Annotated in this window: 19 protein-coding genes and 2 riboswitches; of the genes, 7 read left to right on the forward strand and 12 right to left on the reverse strand. The window is 44.3% G+C overall.

Annotation, left to right across the window (positions count from 1 at the left end; all coding sequences use genetic code 11):
- Positions 1-7 precede the first annotated feature (7 nt).
- Positions 8-589, reverse strand: a complete 582-nt coding sequence (locus tag PP175_RS14555) for a helical membrane plugin domain-containing protein (protein ID WP_272439057.1) — start codon at positions 587-589, stop codon at positions 8-10.
- 399 nt (positions 590-988) lie between these two features.
- A riboswitch (cyclic di-AMP (ydaO/yuaA leader) is annotated at positions 989-1,125 on the forward strand.
- Positions 1,126-1,128: 3 nt separating this feature from the next.
- Here PP175_RS14555 and PP175_RS14560 point away from each other — a divergent pair.
- Positions 1,129-1,944 carry a 3D domain-containing protein gene (locus PP175_RS14560; RefSeq protein WP_272439058.1) on the forward strand — a complete coding sequence of 272 codons (816 nt, stop codon included), beginning with the start codon at positions 1,129-1,131 and terminating at the stop codon, positions 1,942-1,944.
- Between the two features lie 289 nt (positions 1,945-2,233).
- On the opposite strand, the gene PP175_RS14565 is transcribed toward PP175_RS14560, so the two are convergent.
- Positions 2,234-4,006, reverse strand: a complete 1,773-nt coding sequence (locus tag PP175_RS14565; protein WP_272439059.1) for a WG repeat-containing protein — start codon at positions 4,004-4,006, stop codon at positions 2,234-2,236.
- Positions 4,007-4,203: 197 nt separating this feature from the next.
- Between PP175_RS14565 and PP175_RS14570 the strand changes: the two genes are divergently transcribed.
- Positions 4,204-4,470 carry a hypothetical protein gene (locus PP175_RS14570; RefSeq protein ID WP_272439060.1) on the forward strand — a complete coding sequence of 89 codons (267 nt, stop codon included), beginning with the start codon at positions 4,204-4,206 and terminating at the stop codon, positions 4,468-4,470.
- 94 nt (positions 4,471-4,564) lie between these two features.
- Here the strand turns inward: PP175_RS14570 and PP175_RS14575 are convergent, their stop codons facing one another.
- Genes PP175_RS14575 through PP175_RS14605 form a run of 7 tightly spaced genes read right to left on the reverse strand, consistent with a single transcriptional unit; the run spans position 4,565 to position 11,246 of the window.
- On the reverse strand, positions 4,565-5,095 hold the full coding sequence (locus PP175_RS14575; RefSeq protein WP_272439061.1) for a helix-turn-helix domain-containing protein: 531 nt from the start codon (positions 5,093-5,095) through the stop codon (positions 4,565-4,567).
- The gene (locus tag PP175_RS14580; RefSeq protein ID WP_272439062.1) at positions 5,088-6,038 is read right to left on the reverse strand and encodes an oligopeptide/dipeptide ABC transporter ATP-binding protein; all 951 of its coding nucleotides are present in this window, start codon (positions 6,036-6,038) and stop codon (positions 5,088-5,090) included. The genes PP175_RS14575 and PP175_RS14580 overlap by 8 nt, the downstream gene beginning before the upstream one ends.
- Entirely contained in the window at positions 6,035-7,000 is a 966-nt protein-coding gene (locus tag PP175_RS14585) for an ABC transporter ATP-binding protein (RefSeq protein WP_272439063.1), read from the reverse strand. Before PP175_RS14585 ends, PP175_RS14580 begins: the two co-directional genes overlap by 4 nt.
- A 14-nt stretch (positions 7,001-7,014) precedes the next feature.
- On the reverse strand, positions 7,015-7,884 hold the full coding sequence (locus PP175_RS14590; RefSeq protein ID WP_272439064.1) for an ABC transporter permease: 870 nt from the start codon (positions 7,882-7,884) through the stop codon (positions 7,015-7,017).
- Between the two features lie 11 nt (positions 7,885-7,895).
- Positions 7,896-8,900, reverse strand: coding sequence for an ABC transporter permease (locus PP175_RS14595; protein ID WP_272439065.1), 1,005 nt, complete (start codon positions 8,898-8,900; stop codon positions 7,896-7,898).
- 32 nt (positions 8,901-8,932) lie between these two features.
- On the reverse strand, positions 8,933-10,537 hold the full coding sequence (locus tag PP175_RS14600; RefSeq protein ID WP_272439066.1) for an ABC transporter substrate-binding protein: 1,605 nt from the start codon (positions 10,535-10,537) through the stop codon (positions 8,933-8,935).
- Positions 10,538-10,553: 16 nt separating this feature from the next.
- Entirely contained in the window at positions 10,554-11,246 is a 693-nt protein-coding gene (locus PP175_RS14605; RefSeq protein ID WP_272439067.1) for a M15 family metallopeptidase, read from the reverse strand.
- Positions 11,247-11,510: 264 nt separating this feature from the next.
- On the opposite strand from PP175_RS14605, the gene codY reads away from it, so the two are divergent.
- Positions 11,511-12,290, forward strand: a complete 780-nt coding sequence (gene codY / locus PP175_RS14610) for a GTP-sensing pleiotropic transcriptional regulator CodY (RefSeq protein ID WP_272439068.1) — start codon at positions 11,511-11,513, stop codon at positions 12,288-12,290.
- A gap of 62 nt (positions 12,291-12,352) precedes the next feature.
- Here the strand turns inward: codY and fadH are convergent, their stop codons facing one another.
- A complete protein-coding gene (gene fadH / locus PP175_RS14615) occupies positions 12,353-13,117 on the reverse strand; it encodes a 2,4-dienoyl-CoA reductase (protein WP_272439069.1) in 765 nt (254 codons plus the stop codon).
- Positions 13,118-13,308: 191 nt separating this feature from the next.
- On the opposite strand from fadH, the gene PP175_RS14620 reads away from it, so the two are divergent.
- Entirely contained in the window at positions 13,309-14,211 is a 903-nt protein-coding gene (locus PP175_RS14620; protein WP_272439070.1) for a DMT family transporter, read from the forward strand.
- A 123-nt stretch (positions 14,212-14,334) separates the two neighbouring features.
- Positions 14,335-14,952, forward strand: a complete 618-nt coding sequence (cdaS, locus tag PP175_RS14625; RefSeq protein ID WP_272439071.1) for a sporulation-specific diadenylate cyclase CdaS — start codon at positions 14,335-14,337, stop codon at positions 14,950-14,952.
- Positions 14,953-14,960: 8 nt separating this feature from the next.
- Here the strand turns inward: cdaS and PP175_RS14630 are convergent, their stop codons facing one another.
- Positions 14,961-15,626, reverse strand: coding sequence for a CYTH domain-containing protein (locus tag PP175_RS14630; RefSeq protein ID WP_272439072.1), 666 nt, complete (start codon positions 15,624-15,626; stop codon positions 14,961-14,963).
- A gap of 181 nt (positions 15,627-15,807) precedes the next feature.
- Positions 15,808-15,892, forward strand: a riboswitch (cyclic di-GMP riboswitch).
- A 12-nt stretch (positions 15,893-15,904) separates the two neighbouring features.
- On the opposite strand from PP175_RS14630, the gene PP175_RS30015 reads away from it, so the two are divergent.
- Positions 15,905-16,078 carry a transposase gene (locus PP175_RS30015; RefSeq protein ID WP_442870380.1) on the forward strand — a complete coding sequence of 58 codons (174 nt, stop codon included), beginning with the start codon at positions 15,905-15,907 and terminating at the stop codon, positions 16,076-16,078.
- Positions 16,079-16,157: 79 nt separating this feature from the next.
- Complete coding sequence (locus PP175_RS14635; protein WP_272439073.1) at positions 16,158-16,778, forward strand: flavin reductase family protein; 621 nt, start codon at positions 16,158-16,160, stop codon at positions 16,776-16,778.
- An 18-nt stretch (positions 16,779-16,796) separates the two neighbouring features.
- Here PP175_RS14635 and PP175_RS14640 read toward each other — a convergent pair whose 3' ends face one another.
- Positions 16,797-17,216, reverse strand: coding sequence for a MarR family winged helix-turn-helix transcriptional regulator (locus tag PP175_RS14640; protein ID WP_272439074.1), 420 nt, complete (start codon positions 17,214-17,216; stop codon positions 16,797-16,799).
- Between the last annotated feature and the right edge of the window lie 15 nt (positions 17,217-17,231).

The raw sequence follows: 17,231 nt of genomic DNA on the forward strand, positions 1-17,231 counted from the left end.
GCATGGACTAACCGAGGACTTTCTTTTCATTCATAACATCGAGCATAGCCTGGGTAAACTTTAATCCTTTTTGAACGCCGGGTTCTTTTAACAGCTTAAGCATGCCGAATAGCGAGATCGTTGTATCATTGCGCTCCGCTCTTTCTTTTGCTTCTTTGACCATAGACACACTGTCCTGCACTTTTTCTGTTACAGGGGCAGCAATGACAGTGGCTGCTTCCATAACATTGGACAGGTAATCCTTATTTGAAAGGATTGGTTCAAGTTTTGCTGCGGCGCTATCCAGAAGCGTCACCATGGAAGCGATTCTTGGCAGGCTGTCGATAATGGTGGTCAATGCTTCCAGGTTCTCCTTGCTAGCCAGTTTGGAAATACTGCTAATTCCTTCAAAAATCGAATTCAGCGACTGGTTATCATTCGCAAAAGCTGCGGCCACCGCCACTCCTTGTTCGGCTTTATCAACAGCTCCTTTGATTTGCGGGAGTTTTTGAATAAGGCCCGCCAGCGCTTCTTGCACCTCGGGGTTCGCTAATTCTGCCACAATGTTTGAAACATTTGCGGAAACTTGCTGATTTTTCTCAGTGTCCATTTATTTTCTTCCTTTCGTCAGTTAACAATTTGCGAATCTTACTAAAGATTCGTTGGGATTTCAATAGAACAAACCCATTTTATTATATCCTGTCACAAGGGGGCAGGAAGTATAATCACAGCTTTCATGTTGCTAATTGTCAGGTAAGTAATATGTGCTTATTTTCACGTTTAGGCTTATACCTAATATCGGACATTCTATTATGCCCTACTTAAATATATTAAAATACTGCTTATGTTGCAAGTGTTTGCCAATTTAAAAGGATGTTTGTGGTCCCAAATTTGTTATAGAACTTATCTCTCAGACCCCCTGTCAGATCAAGGCCGGACATATTTTTTCTAATATTTTAGAAGAAATCGAATTTTTTTGCATGGTTTTATTACCATAAAAACTATGTTATGGTTAACAACGCTGAAACCTTCCAGAAAAATGGAGGGTGCGGGGGATGTAATTTTTTGGGGTGAAGCACGAAAGTGTTAGGGTTCTCCTTAATCCGAATCCGTCAACTAACCTCGTAAGCGTAATAAGGAGGAAACAGCATGAAAAAACAGTTCAAAAAATTAGTAGCGGCGGCTCTCGTCAGTGCACCAATGGTGGGCTTTGCGGCGCCTGCGTTCGCCCAAAACTACGTGGTTCAAGATAACGATACATTTTGGACCATTTCTCAAGCCCATCACTTACCGTTAAATGATGTGCTCGCGGCAAACAGAGGCGTTAATCCGTTAACGCTGCAAGCCGGTCAAACCATCAACCTGCCTGACCAGGCAGCGCCAACAGCTCCCCGTACATACAAGGCATCCGATAACGACACCTTCTGGGGAATTGCCAAAAAGTTTAACATTCCGCTAGCCACTGTTCTCGCAGCAAATCCTAACATTGAACCTACCCAGCTGGCAGGCGGAATGATCGTTAAGCTAACAGTGGATAGCGGGCAGGCCAGCATGCCACGGGTACAGTCCGAGGAACAAGACAATTCTGTCGTAAGCGACATCGCGAAGGCGTCCGACAGTGCTCAGGGCAGTGTCGTCCAACCAACATCTGATGGCCAATCAAGTAAAACCTATTCCATGACAGCGACAGCCTACTCCGGTGGCGCTGGGTCAAATCTAGATTGTATGGGCAATTCCTTAAAATTAGGAACCATTGCCGTCGACCCTTCCGTCATTCCATTGGGGAGCAAAGTGCTGGTTTCCGGATATGACTGCCCTCTTCTTCCAAAGGGCGGGCTGGTAGCCACAGCGTCCGATACTGGCGGCGCTATTAAAGGAAACCGCATTGACATTTACGTCCCAGGAACTTCTTCCCAGGTGGACAACTTCGGAATGCAGAACGTCACAGTTAAAGTATTGAAATAGAAAAAGGTAGTGTGGAAAAGCCAATAGGTTTTTCCACACTTTTTTTTACCCAGAGAAAACACCCTTTCGTTATCGTTCCCATTGCAGTAGAAGAAAAAATTTAAGAGCCTCTGAACTTTTTTCCAGACAATCAGTCCTTTACATTGAAACAAGGAATAAACCAGGAGGAAACATGAAAAAGTTCACTACTGCTAAACCACTTTTCCAGCTCATCATTCGGATGCTTATCTTTTTTCTTCTCATGGGGATAGGGGATATTATTCTAGTGCTGAGTTCCAATAAATAAACGTTACGAATGAAACGACTGCCAGAACGCCCCCCGGGTATCAATCAGATTCATGATCTGCCCAAAAGGTATCGTGAACGTTGGAAACCCCGCTGCAAAAGGGGCAATCTCATAAGGTAAGAAGTACAGATAAAGCGCGTCGCCAGTAACATAAAAGGGTTGATCCGCTTTAATTCCTTTATACTGTTCGGGCCATACGTATGAATAATCGCTATTGGTCTGGATTTGTCTTTCAATGATGCCACTCAGCACCTCAACATACCGGCTTCCTTGTCTAAACAAATCCTTCAGTACGTAAAGTTGGCCACTGTTCAAGTCGACATGCGGGTAGATTTCCGAAGGCATGCCATGTGCCGCCCCGAAATGAAACAGATATGAAGATAGCTTAAGGACGAGCAGTCGTTTTTGAAAAAACGGTATGGAAAAGTCGCCAAAATAATCATAATCCAACTGTTGTGATTCGTTTACTTCTTTAAGGTTTGCTAACTTTTTAAGCTGATTATTAACGGATCGTTGCATCTCTCTATTTAAAAACCCTTCAACCTGCGGATAATAAACAAGATAATCTTTGTTTGGCTTAAATTTTTCTTCTTGCACGCTGTATACGTGATTTAACACAATGCGCTTATTTTGTTTCCAAATCAGATTCCCTTGGTGATCATAGTAGTATACTCTTTTATCTGTATCTGCCCGGATCAGCCCCCCTTCGATGGTCAATGTGCCTGTCGCATGCAGGATGGGCCAACCCGGGGCTTGCTGTCCGCTGGAATTAATGAAGAACGTTTCACTAGTCGTTGAAACGGAGGCCAGACCGCCTGTAAAGGGTAAAATGTTGTCATACACAAAATCTGAGAGCTTGCGTCCGGACAGATCGTAAAGAGCGAATTTGGAACCGAGGTATGGTTTATGCTTATCAAGGGCTCTGCCGACAGCGAGCTTATCTTCACCAAGCCTGCGTATTTCATTGTAATAGGGCTGAATAATAAAGGTACCTGTTTTATTAATCAGCCCCCATTGATTCCGGTAGTCCTCGGCGATATTGACGACTGCCGTGCCGTTTTCAAAAGGCTCTGCGCCACTGTAGGTTAAGGGGATAACAACGCGGCCTTGTTCAGTAATATATCCATACTTTCCAAGCATTTTTTCCTGAAAAGCCAGCATACCCTCCCCAGGCATGCCGACGAAATAATGTTGATACTGACGAAACACACTGCCATTTAAGTCAATGAGCGCATAAAGGCCAGCATGGACCTGGACAACAGCTTTCCCGGCATTGAAATCACCAGCCTGTTCATATTGGGCAGCAATCACCTCCATGCCTTGCCTGTCGAGGTAGCCATACTTCATCTCTTTATTTAAAAAGAGGGCTCTGCCGTTATGAAATGAACCAATAAATTCGTACGGCTTCGTGGTAAGTACAGTGCCCTCCTCATTAATGATTTTATAGCCAGAATCGTCGTGAACCGCGGAAAGTCCTTCTGAGAATGGATTGATGTTGTCATAAATAGGCGGGACAACAAAGTGGCCGGCTTCATCAATGAGGGCATTTTTATTCCCTACTGCAACTATGGCTAGCCCATTAGCCTGAAACGGTAAAGCAAACGTGTAAACGGGTGCCAGAGCGAACTGCCCGCGATTATTGATATAGCCCCATCCCTCACCACCCACTTCTTTTATAGAAGCCGGGTGAAACTGCACAGATCGTGGCGTACCCTCTAACTGTATCTGCTTGATTAAACCCAGCCAATCCTGATTCATATTGTCTTGATGACACATCCCCGCACACCCCTTTACTTCATGCTATCACACAGTATATTCACAGGTATGGCCGGCATGCTCACCGGGGATGCATTGTTGCGGAATTGTGGAAATTGAATACGGTTATTTAAATGGAATAGGTAAGAAACCGGACGAATTTTACTAGTCGTGATAAAATTGATAGTAGTGATGACGAATCAATCTGGAGGTCCATTATGTTAGAAGAATTAGACCCTATAGCAATAGAAAATTGGTGTGGGGAAGTACGAAACATCATCATAACTGAAAATCTAGGTGTCTCGCTGTCAGATGAAGCGCTTCAAACTGCAACCCTAGCCATGCTAAACGATGCGACTTTCCGATACAATGTAAACATTGATAGAGCGGATTTCACCGTTACAGACGACTTACATTCTGCGTATTGGGACTATGTAAATGTAGAAATCAGCAACTTCCTCAAACGTTACTACCGAATCTCTTAGAATTTCGGCTTTTTGGTAAATGGACTATGAAAAAACGCCGAAAAATGTTATACACATTCTTTCGGCGCTATTAGAACCCTCCCCGGATTCTTTTCTAGTTTGTCATAGCCCACACAGATAATGAGATACCCGTTCCAGGATTGATGTAGCGATGCGGGACCGTGCTTGGAAAATAAATACTATCTCCTTCGTGTAAAAAGACTTCTTTATCATGAAGAACTACGATTAGTTCGCCTTTTAGGACATACCCGCATTCCTCTCCCGCATGAGATACAAGTTCGTGTTGAAGCAATTCACCCGGCTTAATTTCTACAAGGATATGCTCCATTTTCCCTGCCTGGACGGGTGACAGATAATGATAGCTAACATTTTCGTTTTGAATGTCCACTATGCGTCTGTCTTGTTTTCTGATGATCACATGCTTTTCGCCTTCAGGATGAAAAAAATCATTAACCGGAACGTTCAACGCATTTGATATTTTCCAAAATGTACTTACCGTTGGGTCGATCAGACCGCGTTCAATCTGGGAGAGCAAGCTTGTGCTTAAACTCGTTTTTTCAGCAAGCTGTTTGAGTGTATAGTTCTTTTGCTTGCGGATGACCCGTACGAATTCGCCGTTAAACACTGGCCTTCACCCCTGCAAAATGGCATGCACATGAAGAGGTGCCCTCTTTTTTCTGCATCTCAGGAGAGTTTAAATAGCATATTTCCTGCCGTTCGGGACAACGTTCGTAGAAGATGCATGAATTTTTTGTAGAAATAACGAGTTCCGCAAATCCCATTCCGCTCGCTTTAGATTCATTCAAACTCGGCAGAGATGACAGTAAGATTCGGGTATACGGATGATTTGGCTTCTCAAAGACCTCTTTAGATGCCCCTATTTCAACTATCTCGCCTTTATACATAACGGCCATTCTATCACACATATAGCGAATGACAGACATGTTGTGCGAAATAAACAGGTAGGTTAAATGGCGTTCTTCTTTCAATTCCTTTAATAGATTAAGTACCTGGGCCTGTACCGAAACATCCAGCGCAGATGTAGGCTCATCCAGCAAAATAAATGAAGGCTCTGATATTAAGGCTCGGGCGATAGCAATGCGCTGGCGCTGACCGCCGCTAAACTCGTGTGGATACCGGCTTAACTGATCCTCTTTAAGGCCTACCCTTGACGCTAATTCGTATAGCTTATCCAAGGTGCCTTTTTCTTTTCGGAACCGCGCTGGCAGAGCATAAAGCGGTTCAAGAATAATGTCTTTAACTGTCATACGCGGATCTAAAGAAGATTGTGGATCTTGAAACACGATCTGAATTTCACCTGGGCGAGGACCCTTATAGCGATTGCCCAGCCATAAAGAGGTTCCCTTGTATAGAACTTCGCCATTTGATGGCGTTTCCAGCCCGATCATCATCTTTCCCAGCGTACTTTTACCCGAACCGGATTCTCCTACAAGCCCAAAAACTTCTCCTTCCTGAATCGTGAGATTTACATCCCTCACAGCCTGAATGTTGCGCTTTCCATTTCCGTAAGACTTGTTAAGCGCATGCACTTGTATCAAATCTTTCATGCGCCTTCCCTCCTTTCCCAACAAGCCACACGATGATCTGAAGTAGAGGGTTCTAAAACTGGTGGTTTTAACTGGCAAGCGCTTGTTGCCAGGCTGCATCTTTCAAAAAAACTGCAGCCGCTCGGACGGTTGCGCAGATCAATCACCTCTCCAGGAATGGCCTGCAGGAGATCGCCGGGCTGTGCCAGATCCGGTAAGGCCTGCAAAAGTGCCCTGGTATAAGGGTGTTGAGGAGCGCGTAAAACAGCCGGGGTTGGGCCTTCTTCAATGATTTGCCCCCCATACATCACCGCTACCCGGTGGCATAACTGTGAAACTACGCCGATATCATGCGTAATCAAAAGTATGGAGGTATTCCTTTTCTCCGAGAGCTCTTTCATCAACTTTAAGATTTCGTATTGAATGGTGACATCAAGAGCTGTTGTTGGTTCATCAGCAATCAACAAGTCTGGAGGTGACGACATAGCCAGCGCGATGACTACGCGCTGGCGCATACCCCCGCTCAATTCAAAGGGATATTTCTGCGCCACAGCCTCAGGGTTATGAATATGCACGTCCCTCAATGCATCAACCGCAAGTTTTTGTGCCTGCTTCAACCTTACCCCTCGATGGCGTCTAATCACTTCAGCAAGCTGGCGGCCAACATGCATAGTTGGATGCAGTGCGCTCATTGGTTCCTGGAACACCATACCTATTTCACGCCCACGAATAGCCTGTACATCCGCTTTTTTTAACTTAAGAAGGTCACGTCCTTTAAAAAAAATTTCACCGCTAGTAATGGACGCATTGCTTTCAAGCAAATCGAGAACCGTTAATGCAGTGACCGATTTTCCTGAACCCGATTCTCCGACTATCCCGAGGATTTCACCTGGGTTTACGGCAAGGCTTACATTCTTTAACGCTTGAACCTTTCCCCGCATTCCGGAAAATTCAACCGTCACGTTCTTAATAGCAAGAAGCATGAACCCCTCTCCTTTCATCGACTGGCTTTCGGATCCAGAATATCACGCACGCCGTCACCGATGAGATTAAATGCGCCCGACGCAAGAAACAAGGCAAGCCCGGGAAAGGTAGGATACCACCAATAATCGATCAGGTATTTCCAACCTACACTTATCATCGCGCCCCATTCCGGTGTCGGCGGTTGAGCTCCAAGTCCCAGAAATCCTAGCGTAGCCACAAGCAGAATGGCATCGCCCACATCTAATGTAATCTGGATAATAACAGGGGACACTACATTTGGAATAATATGGCGAAAAATGATACGCCAGGGCTTAATCCCAAATGTCTGAGCTGCCTTGACATAGAGCTTTTCTCTGACAGAAAGCGTTTCTCCACGTGCAAGCCGAACATAGACCGGAATCTTGACAATGGCGATAGCAAGCATTGCGTTTTGGAGGTTTGGACCCAGCGCTGCGGCTAGCGCCATAGCTAGAATCATGGATGGAAAGGCAAGAACCATATCCATAATGCGCATGGTGATTTGATCCACTGCACCTTTAAAATAACCTGCGATAGCTCCAATACCTGTTCCAATAATGCCGGCACCCGCCACAGCAAGTACACCAACGCCTAGAGACAGGCGGGCGCCATATAGAATACGGGTTAAGATGTCTCTGCCCACTTCATCCGTACCCATCCAATGTTTAGCGGAAGGTCCTTGAAAACGATCCACAATATTAATCTGCGATGGGGTATATGGAGTAAGAAGTGGTGCCAGTATGGACAAAATCACAATAAAAAGCAAAATCCCTGCTCCCGCGACTGTCATTGGATTGTTTTTGATTTTGTACCACACAGGGTTCACTTTGTTGGTGGGAAGGACAGGGTTTATTTCAACCTGCATATGTTACCCCCCTATTCTTTAATCTGTGGATCAAGGTAGTAATACATTATATCGACCAGCAAGTTAATCACGACATATCCAAATGAAATGACAAGGGTAAAGCCCATAATTGCTGGAAAATCTAGATTGGAGATAGAATCAACGACATACTTGCCCATCCCAGGCCAGCTGAAAACGGTTTCGGTCACGACCGCCCCTCCAAGAAGAGAACCAAACGACAAACCGATAACTGTTACAGTAGGTATGAGCGCGTTGCGCAGCGCATAGCGAAACAGCAGGGAAATGCCGCTGATTCCATTTGCTTTCGCTGTTCGGATATACTCCTGCCCCAGCACCTCAAGCATACTGGCCCTCACCTGCCGCATAACAATGGCAAGTTGCGCATAGGATAGCACGGCTGCCGGCAGCAATAAATGCCAGAGACTGTTCCTGAATGCAACGTAGTCTCCTGATAGCAGGCTGTCTACCAAGTAAAGGCCGGTTATATGTGTAGGAGGGTGAAGATTGATATCCAATCTTCCGGTTGAGGGAAACCATCCAAGGTAGCCATAGAATATTAAAATCACAACCAGCCCGCTCCAGAAAACCGGGATGGATACACCTGCAATAGCAAATACACGTCCACCATGATCCCAGGCCCTGTCCTTTTTAACAGCGGACAGCACACCAAGCGGAATGCCGAGAAGAATAGCGAAAATAAAGGCAACTATGGCCAGCTCAACTGTTGCAGGGAAAAAGGTCATAAGATCGCGGGCCACAGGCTGTTGAGTACGTATGGAAGTGCCTAAGTCTCCATGTAAAAGCCCACGCAAGTAAAGTTCATACTGTACCCATACCGGCTGGTCCAGTGCTAGCTGCCTGCGGACGGCGTTCAGCGTCTCTTCACTGGCTCGCTGCCCTACCATCATCCGGGCAGGATCGCCCGGAATGATGTGGGAAAGCAGAAACGTAATGAACGTTACGCCGAACACAACCAGGACAAGCATTACGAGGCGTTTTGCAATGATTTTTCCCATGTGTGTCTGCCTCCTTATCCTACGACAATGATTTATTTCGACATCTGCGAGAGATTGTAAATCCCTTCAAGCATTGGATTATAGACGAAACCTTTTACCTCTTTGTTCATAGGAAGGAGAAAATCCTTCTGGTAAAGGAATAGGTAAGGTGCATCGTCGATGACAATAGCCTGTGCTTCTTTATATAACTTTTCGCGGACTGTTTTATCATTCGTAGTGGCCGCCTCTCGGACAAGCTGGTCTACTTTCGGATTTTTATAAAACGCTCGGTTCCCTGCAAGGCCAAAGTTATTGGAATCAAACCAGTAGTTCATAAACATAAAGGGATCACCGAAGTCTGGGCTCCATACCCCAATCGACAAATCAAAGTCACCTTTGTCGATCATTTCTCGCTGTGTAGCATAGGCTACTTTTTTGAGGTTTACCTTAACACCAATCTCTGCCATATACGCCTGAACGGTTGTCGCTTCCGTTTCCCACCATGGCTTGTTATCGGAATATACAAAATCCAGCGTCAAGTCTTTAACCCCAGCTTGTTGCAGAAGGGCTTTAGCTTTCGCATTATCTTTTGTATATTGTTTGGCTGAGCTGTCATGGCCCCATAAGCCTTCTGGGATCGGGCCTCTCATTTGGGTTGCGTAGCCTTGCTGCACCGCTTTAGTGAGAGCAGGATAATCAATGGCATAACTTAAAGCCTGTCGCACTTTTGGATTCATTAGCTCTTTTTTGCCTTTGGATGTATTAATATAGATGTAATCAACAAACAGGCTTGGTTTTTTTACGAGTGTAGCATTAGGCATTTTGTCTATGCTCTGCAATTGTTCAACCGGAATCCCTTCGGCGAAATCGATCTCCCCTTTTTCTAATTGAAGCCGCTGTGCTGATGAATCGGGGATGATTTTAAAGAATACAGTTTTTAAAGCAGGTTTTTCCGGGCTGTTGGGATTAACTGCAAGCTTCAGGTATTCCCCTTTTTTCCACTCAGCAAGCTGATAGGGACCACTGCCCATCGTGTGGTCAGCTAAATAATTTTGGCCCATATCATTGTTTTTTGCCTGTAACTCAACTTTAGGGTTTACGATGCTTCCATAGTTGGCGGCCAATGTTGATAGGAATGGAGGAAAGCTTTTTTTCAGCGTAAACTGCACAGTGGTAGGGTCGATTACTTTAACATCTTTAATCACTCCATATACGTCCACAGGTCCTTTTGCTATTTTCAATGTCCGGTCAAATGAATATTTTACTGCGTTTGCATCAACTGGCGTACCATCTGCAAATTTATGGTCTTTATTCAAAACGAATGTCCAGGTTAGACCGTCCTTGCTCACTTTCCACTGCTTTGCAAGTGACGCTTTAACCTCTGTGGAAGCTCCATCATATTCCACAAGTCTCTCATACGCCGGGTATGTAATTTTCCATGCCGAGTTATCCATTGTAATAGCAGGATCCAGCGTTCCCTGATCCGATGTTATGGCCACAACCAACGTATCCTTACCTGCTGGATTGCTGTTGTTTTGGGAGGAAGCAGCCTGTTGATTGCCTCCCTGTGCAGCCGTTTCGTTTGCATTCTTCGCACATCCCGTCATCAATGCAACTAATAAAAGACATAATGCTGCTAGCGCGCTCTTAACCCTCATATAAATCCCTCACCTTCTAGCGATTTGGCAATCTTAATTTTCCGCCATATATAGCGGGTTGATCGGTAGATAACGACCATCGCTGGTTACCGTAATCGAAATGCCACCATTCTTCTTCATAATTGAGAAACCCCGCTTTTTGCATGATGCTTACTAATAATCGCCTATTGTTTTTAATAACTGTTTCAGAGCGGGTCAGGCTGTGTTGTTTTTCATACCAATCCGTACGTGACCGCTCCGATATTTCATCAAATTTCGTTCCCATATCAAGCCAGCCATCCTTTGTTGCAATAGTTAGGTCAACTGCTCCCCCGGTTAAATGTGGAGAAGGCTGCTCCGTATTGTTACTGGGTATCGCAACAAACTTTTGAACCTGATCCTGGAGTTCTTTTTCCGAAAAGTCACCCCTTTTGCGTATGTAGCCTTCAATTTCTTGGTACAAGGCTAATTGAACTTCGTAAGGTCTCCAGCCATCTAGCACAAGTAAAAAATGATTATCTGGCAGATATTCCGCAGCCTGCGTCAATCGATTCGCAGCTCCTTCTCGTAAATAGCATGCGGACAGTGCTCCGGGTAAGTTCCGCCTAAAATACGCAGGATACACTTTCACTTTTGCTGACAGGCTTTCAATGGAAACAAGACTTTCTCCTGATTCTTGGATGGGCAACAGGCGATAATCCGGTACCTTCTTGCATGCAGCCTTCGCCATTCCTCTATCGCCTCCTGTGACATTTTTTCAGTTAAGATTTTTCTATATTTTATATTAATTCAAACTTTCAGTAAAGTTAATTTATTTAACTTTACTGAAATTAATTACGTGACAGGTCTGACAGTGAAAAAATATTCTAATCAAAAACCGGAATGTGTCTTATTCATTTTGAAAAAAATAAAAAGTGTGGTAAAGTAAATTAGGTTTGTGAAAAAAAATACATTTGACAGATAAATTACTCTCAGGTATAGAAAGGCATTTACTATGACACTTTTGAAAAAAATTAAAAAGATTAATCGGCTGCTGCAATTATCCACCGGGCATGACATCAAGTTCTCTGAGATGGCGAAGGAACTTGGAGAAGTGATTGACGCAAACATCTTCATTGTTAGCAAAAAGGGTAAATTATTAGGTGTTTCAGCGGAACGAACAATAGAAAATGAAAGAATGGCACACTATATCGAAAATCGGCAATTCCCTGATGAATATATTCAAATGGCATCGAAACTCGATGAACCTACAGCGAATATCCCCCTTACCGAATATCTGACCGCGTTTCCAACAGAATCGCACGATTTGCTCAATGAAGGCTGGACCACCATTGTTCCCATTGTAGGAGCTGGTGAGAAACTGGGACTCTTCATTACGAGCCGGATTAACCGCAAGTTTGATGATGAAGATATGGTGCTTGCTGAGTTTTCCGCTACCGTTGTGGGCTCAGAAATTACGAAGCTAAAAGTGGAAGAGATGGCCGAACAAACAAGAAAACAGGCCATGGTTCGTTTAGCTATTGATACGTTGTCCTATAGCGAGATTGAGGCTATGAAAGGGATTCTTCACCACTTGGAAGGAAAAGAAGGACTGATAGTTGCCAGTACGATTGCTGACAATGCTGGCATAACCCGTTCAGTGATTGTCAATGCCTTGCGTAAATTGGAGAGTGCAGGCGTGCTCGACTCCCGTTCTTTAGGGATGAAAGGAACGTACATTAAAATTTTAAACGAATTATTCATCGACGAAATTCACAAGTTAGAAGAAAAATAAGCATAGGAATGTTGTTGACTCATCACAAATCACCCCACCTAATAGCAGGTGGGGTGATTTTTTTAAAACGGTTGACGATTGAGCCACTGCCCACCGTCCATCGTGATGCATTCGCCATTTATGTATGCAGCTTCCGGCGTAAACAGGAAGTAAGCTAGACTTGCAATTTCTTCCGGCTGCCCCAATCTATGCAGTGGCACACTGTTCAATGTGCGTTCCGCAGCTTCCTCTGATTCCCAAAGCTTTGCTGCTCCACCCGTATTATCTATGGGCCCTGGGGCAATTGCATTCACTCGGATACCGTATCTTTTGCCCCACTCCACTGCAAGTGTCCGTGTCATCGCGAGTACCCCTGCTTTGGCTGACGCCGAGTGGATCACGCCCTCCCCAGCCAGCCATGCATAAGTAGCGAGCATATTAACCACGCTTCCTTTGTATCCGGTTTCAATCCAATGCTTGCCAACGGCCTGCGAACAATACCAGGTTCCATTCAGCACAATATTAATAACCGCATTCCACCCGTTTACAGAGAGGTCCTCAGCCCGGCAGATGAAATTTCCTGCTGCGTTATTCACAAGAAAATCAATTTTGCCGAAAGCTCCTAAGGTCTTCTCAACCATGCGCTGGGCATCTTCCGGATTGCGCACATCCATTTGTACGCAAAGGATCTGTCCCGGCTCTTGCTGAATTTCCTGAGCAGTGGCGTCCAGCTTCTCCTGGTCCCTGCCGGTTATGACGACCTTCGCACCTTTTTCTGCGAATTTCTTCGCCATTGCTTTTCCCATACCGCTTGAACCGCCTGTCACAATCGCTACCTTCCCTTGCATCGTTCACCCTCCATTCAGAATATTTAAATGAATCTTCATTCATTGTAATCCAAACGTTTCGGCCTTGCACGATAAAAATATGCTTTTATGGTGTTTTGGGTCGCATCTCTTATCCATAAGTTATTTGATTACTTTTAATAAGTAGTGTATCATAGTAAAATTAGTTCAAGTAAAGGAGATAGATTTCAAATATGTCAAAACTATCACGAACAAAATCAGTTACCCTCATAACATTTCTTGTTCTTGTTTGGGGCGTTTGCTGGCCCATCTATAAAATTGCGCTCTCTTATACCCCGCCTATTTTATTCGCAGGCATGCGTACATTATTTGGGGGCCTGTTGTTGGCTGCTCTCCTGATTCCAAAGCGAGATCAGATACGATGGAACGAAAACTGGCCCATTTATTTGGTTTCATCCATCTTTAATGTGATGTTATTTTATGGCCTGCAGACTATCGGGCTCAGGTATATGCCTGCCGGCTTGTTTTCCGTCATTGTGTATCTGCAGCCTGTACTTGTCGGCATATTCGCCTGGGCTTGGTTGGGAGAATCTATGTCAGCAGTAAAGGTGATCGGCTTAGTCATTGGATTTATCGGCGTGGCCGCTGTAAGTGCGGAAGGTTTCTCCGGCCATATTTCCACGCTAGGCATCCTATTAGCTCTCATCACTGCCTTTAGCTGGGCCATTGGTACCGTATACGTAAAAAAACACAGCTTCAAAGTAGATTCCATGTGGCTGTCAGCCATGCAATGCATCATCGGAGGAATCGTTTTAACCGGTGTGGGATCGGGTTTCGAAAGCTGGTCAAGCATCGTTTGGAACACACCTTATGTATTTGGCCTGATTTTTGGAATCGTGCTCGGCATTTCCGCTTCCTGGGTTGTTTATTTTATCCTGGTGGGATCCGGCGATGCGAGCAAGGTGGCGTCCTACACATTTCTCGTTCCGCTTATCTCTGTGCTATGTGGAACCTTGTTCTTGAATGAACCATTCACAGTCTATCTTGTAGTCGGACTTATTTTAATCGGTGTGAGTATTTACCTGGTCAACCGCAAAACCAAGCCCCGCATGAAGCAAGTTGAAGAGGCTGCTTAATCCCCCGGTCACCGGAACGGGGTTTTTTTCTGCACTACTTCATCTGTTATAGCTGTCGAATGTAAAAAATCACGGCGGGGAATAATAAACGCAGACATATATCGGAGCAATGGGGGTTTTGAAATGGAAAGCCAGGATTGCGACTTCTCGCCTTTAAAATTAAAGGTAAAAGAAGGTCTGCAGCAGATCTCTAATGAATTGATTCATAATATCAATTCAATCGATAACGAAGATCATTGTCTGCTAAGCCACTTTGAACAAATTAAAGAGAGATTTCTGCGAATTGAAGCACTTGCTGCCTTCTTCTATCTAAACTGTTACCTGTCCTCATATACCGAGAAGTATATGGACATTTCCATTTGCGTTGAACATTTATCCAAAAAGCGGCATGGGGCTCTTATTGTGGTGGAGCGGAAAGACCCGTTGGACGCCATTCTTCATAGCGGGATACCTATTGGCGCCACTTTGACACACTCTTTACTTGAATCTTTATTTTATCCAGGGAATCCGCTGCATGATGGGGCAGTCCTTATAAAGAACAACATGATTGTTTCCGCTACCAACGTGCTGCCTCTTTCCACCTCCTCTTCTGGCGGGAAAAAATTAGGAACCAGACATCGATCTGCGCTTGGGTTAACAGAACGCTCAGACGCCCTCGTCATCGTGGTCTCAGAGGAAACAGGGAAATGCTCGTTTGCCTTAAATGGAAATCTTTATCCTATGACACTGGAAGCACCTTGATCGACCGCTCATTTCTCTCTGGATAGCCCATCGAAAAACCTCTTTTCGATCTGTTCCACAGTGCCACCAAGCTGAATATTTCGCCAGAGCGTACGGTTTGAGTAGGATACATCTGTAATTTCCCGGTCAAACCAGGACGGCTTGGAAAAATCCATCGCTTCAGCTTCACTGGGAAACTCGACTTCCGCTACCCGAAATGATGGATAGTGGCGGTAGAGATCCACTTCAATTTTATAAGACCCAAAGTCTATGTATTTTCTTACTTTCTCAAGCGGAATGGTTTTAATCATTTCAGTAATGTGCTGGTAATCGGCGGATGTAATCGGAAATTCTATTTCCTCTCGAACCATCCCTTTTCCCATTTTGAATGTAATAAAAAAGGACGCTTTTCCTTTCGTATCCACCATGCTTCTAATTCTCGCTTCGATTCCCTTTGACAGCGGCTGAATTTCCCCATTTCCTAATAAAGAGAACAGCCTGGATGTATATTCGACAGGTACCATTATAATTTGGCACTGATCGCCTTTGGTTAACTGTAACTTGTTGTCCTTATGCTGCACAGAACACTTCAAATCATCATCGAGGAGGTAATTTTGAAAAATTGTCACCTCAGACAGTACACGCCGTGAAGAAGGAATTTCAGTAATAAAAAAGCGTCGTTCAATTTCCTTCATGTTTTCTCTTTCATTCCTTTCTTCTTTATAGGATGGATTACCCTTCTCCATTCATTATTTTAATGGTTTTATAAGCGAAGAGCAAAAATTCAATAACTGCATCAAAGTTTTGTTAAAATGTAAATCAATATTGCTAATTAGAGGTAAATATAGTTTAATTAGTTTTTGGTGTTGAAATTTCAAACGACAAAGGCAAACTCATCGAAAGGTGTGGACGCAAAGTCACGGGTCTAAGGTTTTTTAACTACGATGGCCGGACTACCGAAAGGGGATTTATTTTGAGTAAAAAACAGTATTCTATTGAATTTAAATGTGAAGTCATACAGAAAGCCTTGCAGACAAAAAGTCCAAGTTCAGTGGCCAGACAGTATAGGCTCAATAGCTTTATCATTTATCGCTGGGTCAAGGAATATAAAGAAGGTAAATACAATTTATCTATGCAGGGTCAATAGTTTATAAAACCTCTTCCATATTTGAAGAGGTTTTATGCGATATAATAACCGTAACGCTACGATAGGAAGGTGAAGTCGTATGAGAAGTATCCGGCCAGAAGAGATCTCGGCTAAAGAGAATTATAAACTGTTGACAGGGGCAGTGATCCCCCGTCCAATTGCCTTTGTTACCACTCTTTCCACCGTGAATGAGACCATCAATGCGGCTCCTTTTAGTTATTTCAATATGATCAGCAGCAATCCGCCCCTTTTATCGATTTCTGTCCAGCGGGTGAGCGGCAACATGAAAGATACCGCCCGTAACGCAGTGGATCGAGGAGAATTTGTAGTGCACGTATGTAGCGAACATACAATTGAAGAAATCAACAAAACAGCCGCTACGTTGGACCCGGCTGAAAGCGAACTTGCTTTGACTAGTCTGCATTCGACTCCCAGCTTACAGATTTCTGTACCGGGCATTAAGGAGGCGCCTATTCGTTTTGAGTGCAAACTCGAGAAGCACCTTACATTTCTCGGGGAAAAGAATATCATTAGTACCGATTTGTTAATTGGCCGAATTGTCTGTTACCATCTTGCTGAAGAGGTATACGACCCTGAGAAAGGCTATGTCCACGCGGAAAAAGTAAAACCTGTAAGCCGCCTGGCTGGAGATACATACGCAAAACTTGGCGAGCTATTTTCTCTTAAGCGACCAAAATAACAAGATGTTCATTTTTTGCTAATCAAGCTTAGCAATCATTTTTCTTGTAATATGAATTAATTGTTCGATATCCTCATTATCTAAATTGCTCAGCAGCTGTTGGAGCATGGCATTGCGTGCTTTTATCACAGACTCCAGCAGTTGTACTCCTTTGTTTGATAAGTCTATCCACACCAGGCGCCTGTCTTTTTCATCACGGATGCGATTGATGAGCCCTTTTTTCACTAATTTATTTACCGAAATGGTAGTTGCGCTCGGAGAGAGTAAGATATCTTTTGCCAGTTCGCTTACTGTACAGTGTCCTTTATCATGCAGGGACCGTAGGAGAAAGAACTGCTGCGGATTCAATTCCTCTTCACAGCTAAGAAAGCGGTTAATATACCGGCTGATTTTTGCGCTTGACTTGTCCAATTCAATAATTTGGGCTTCTCGGTCCATCTCTTATAACTTCCT

This window comes from Aneurinibacillus sp. Ricciae_BoGa-3, assembly GCF_028421645.1.
GTDB lineage: Bacteria > Bacillota > Bacilli > Aneurinibacillales > Aneurinibacillaceae > Aneurinibacillus_B.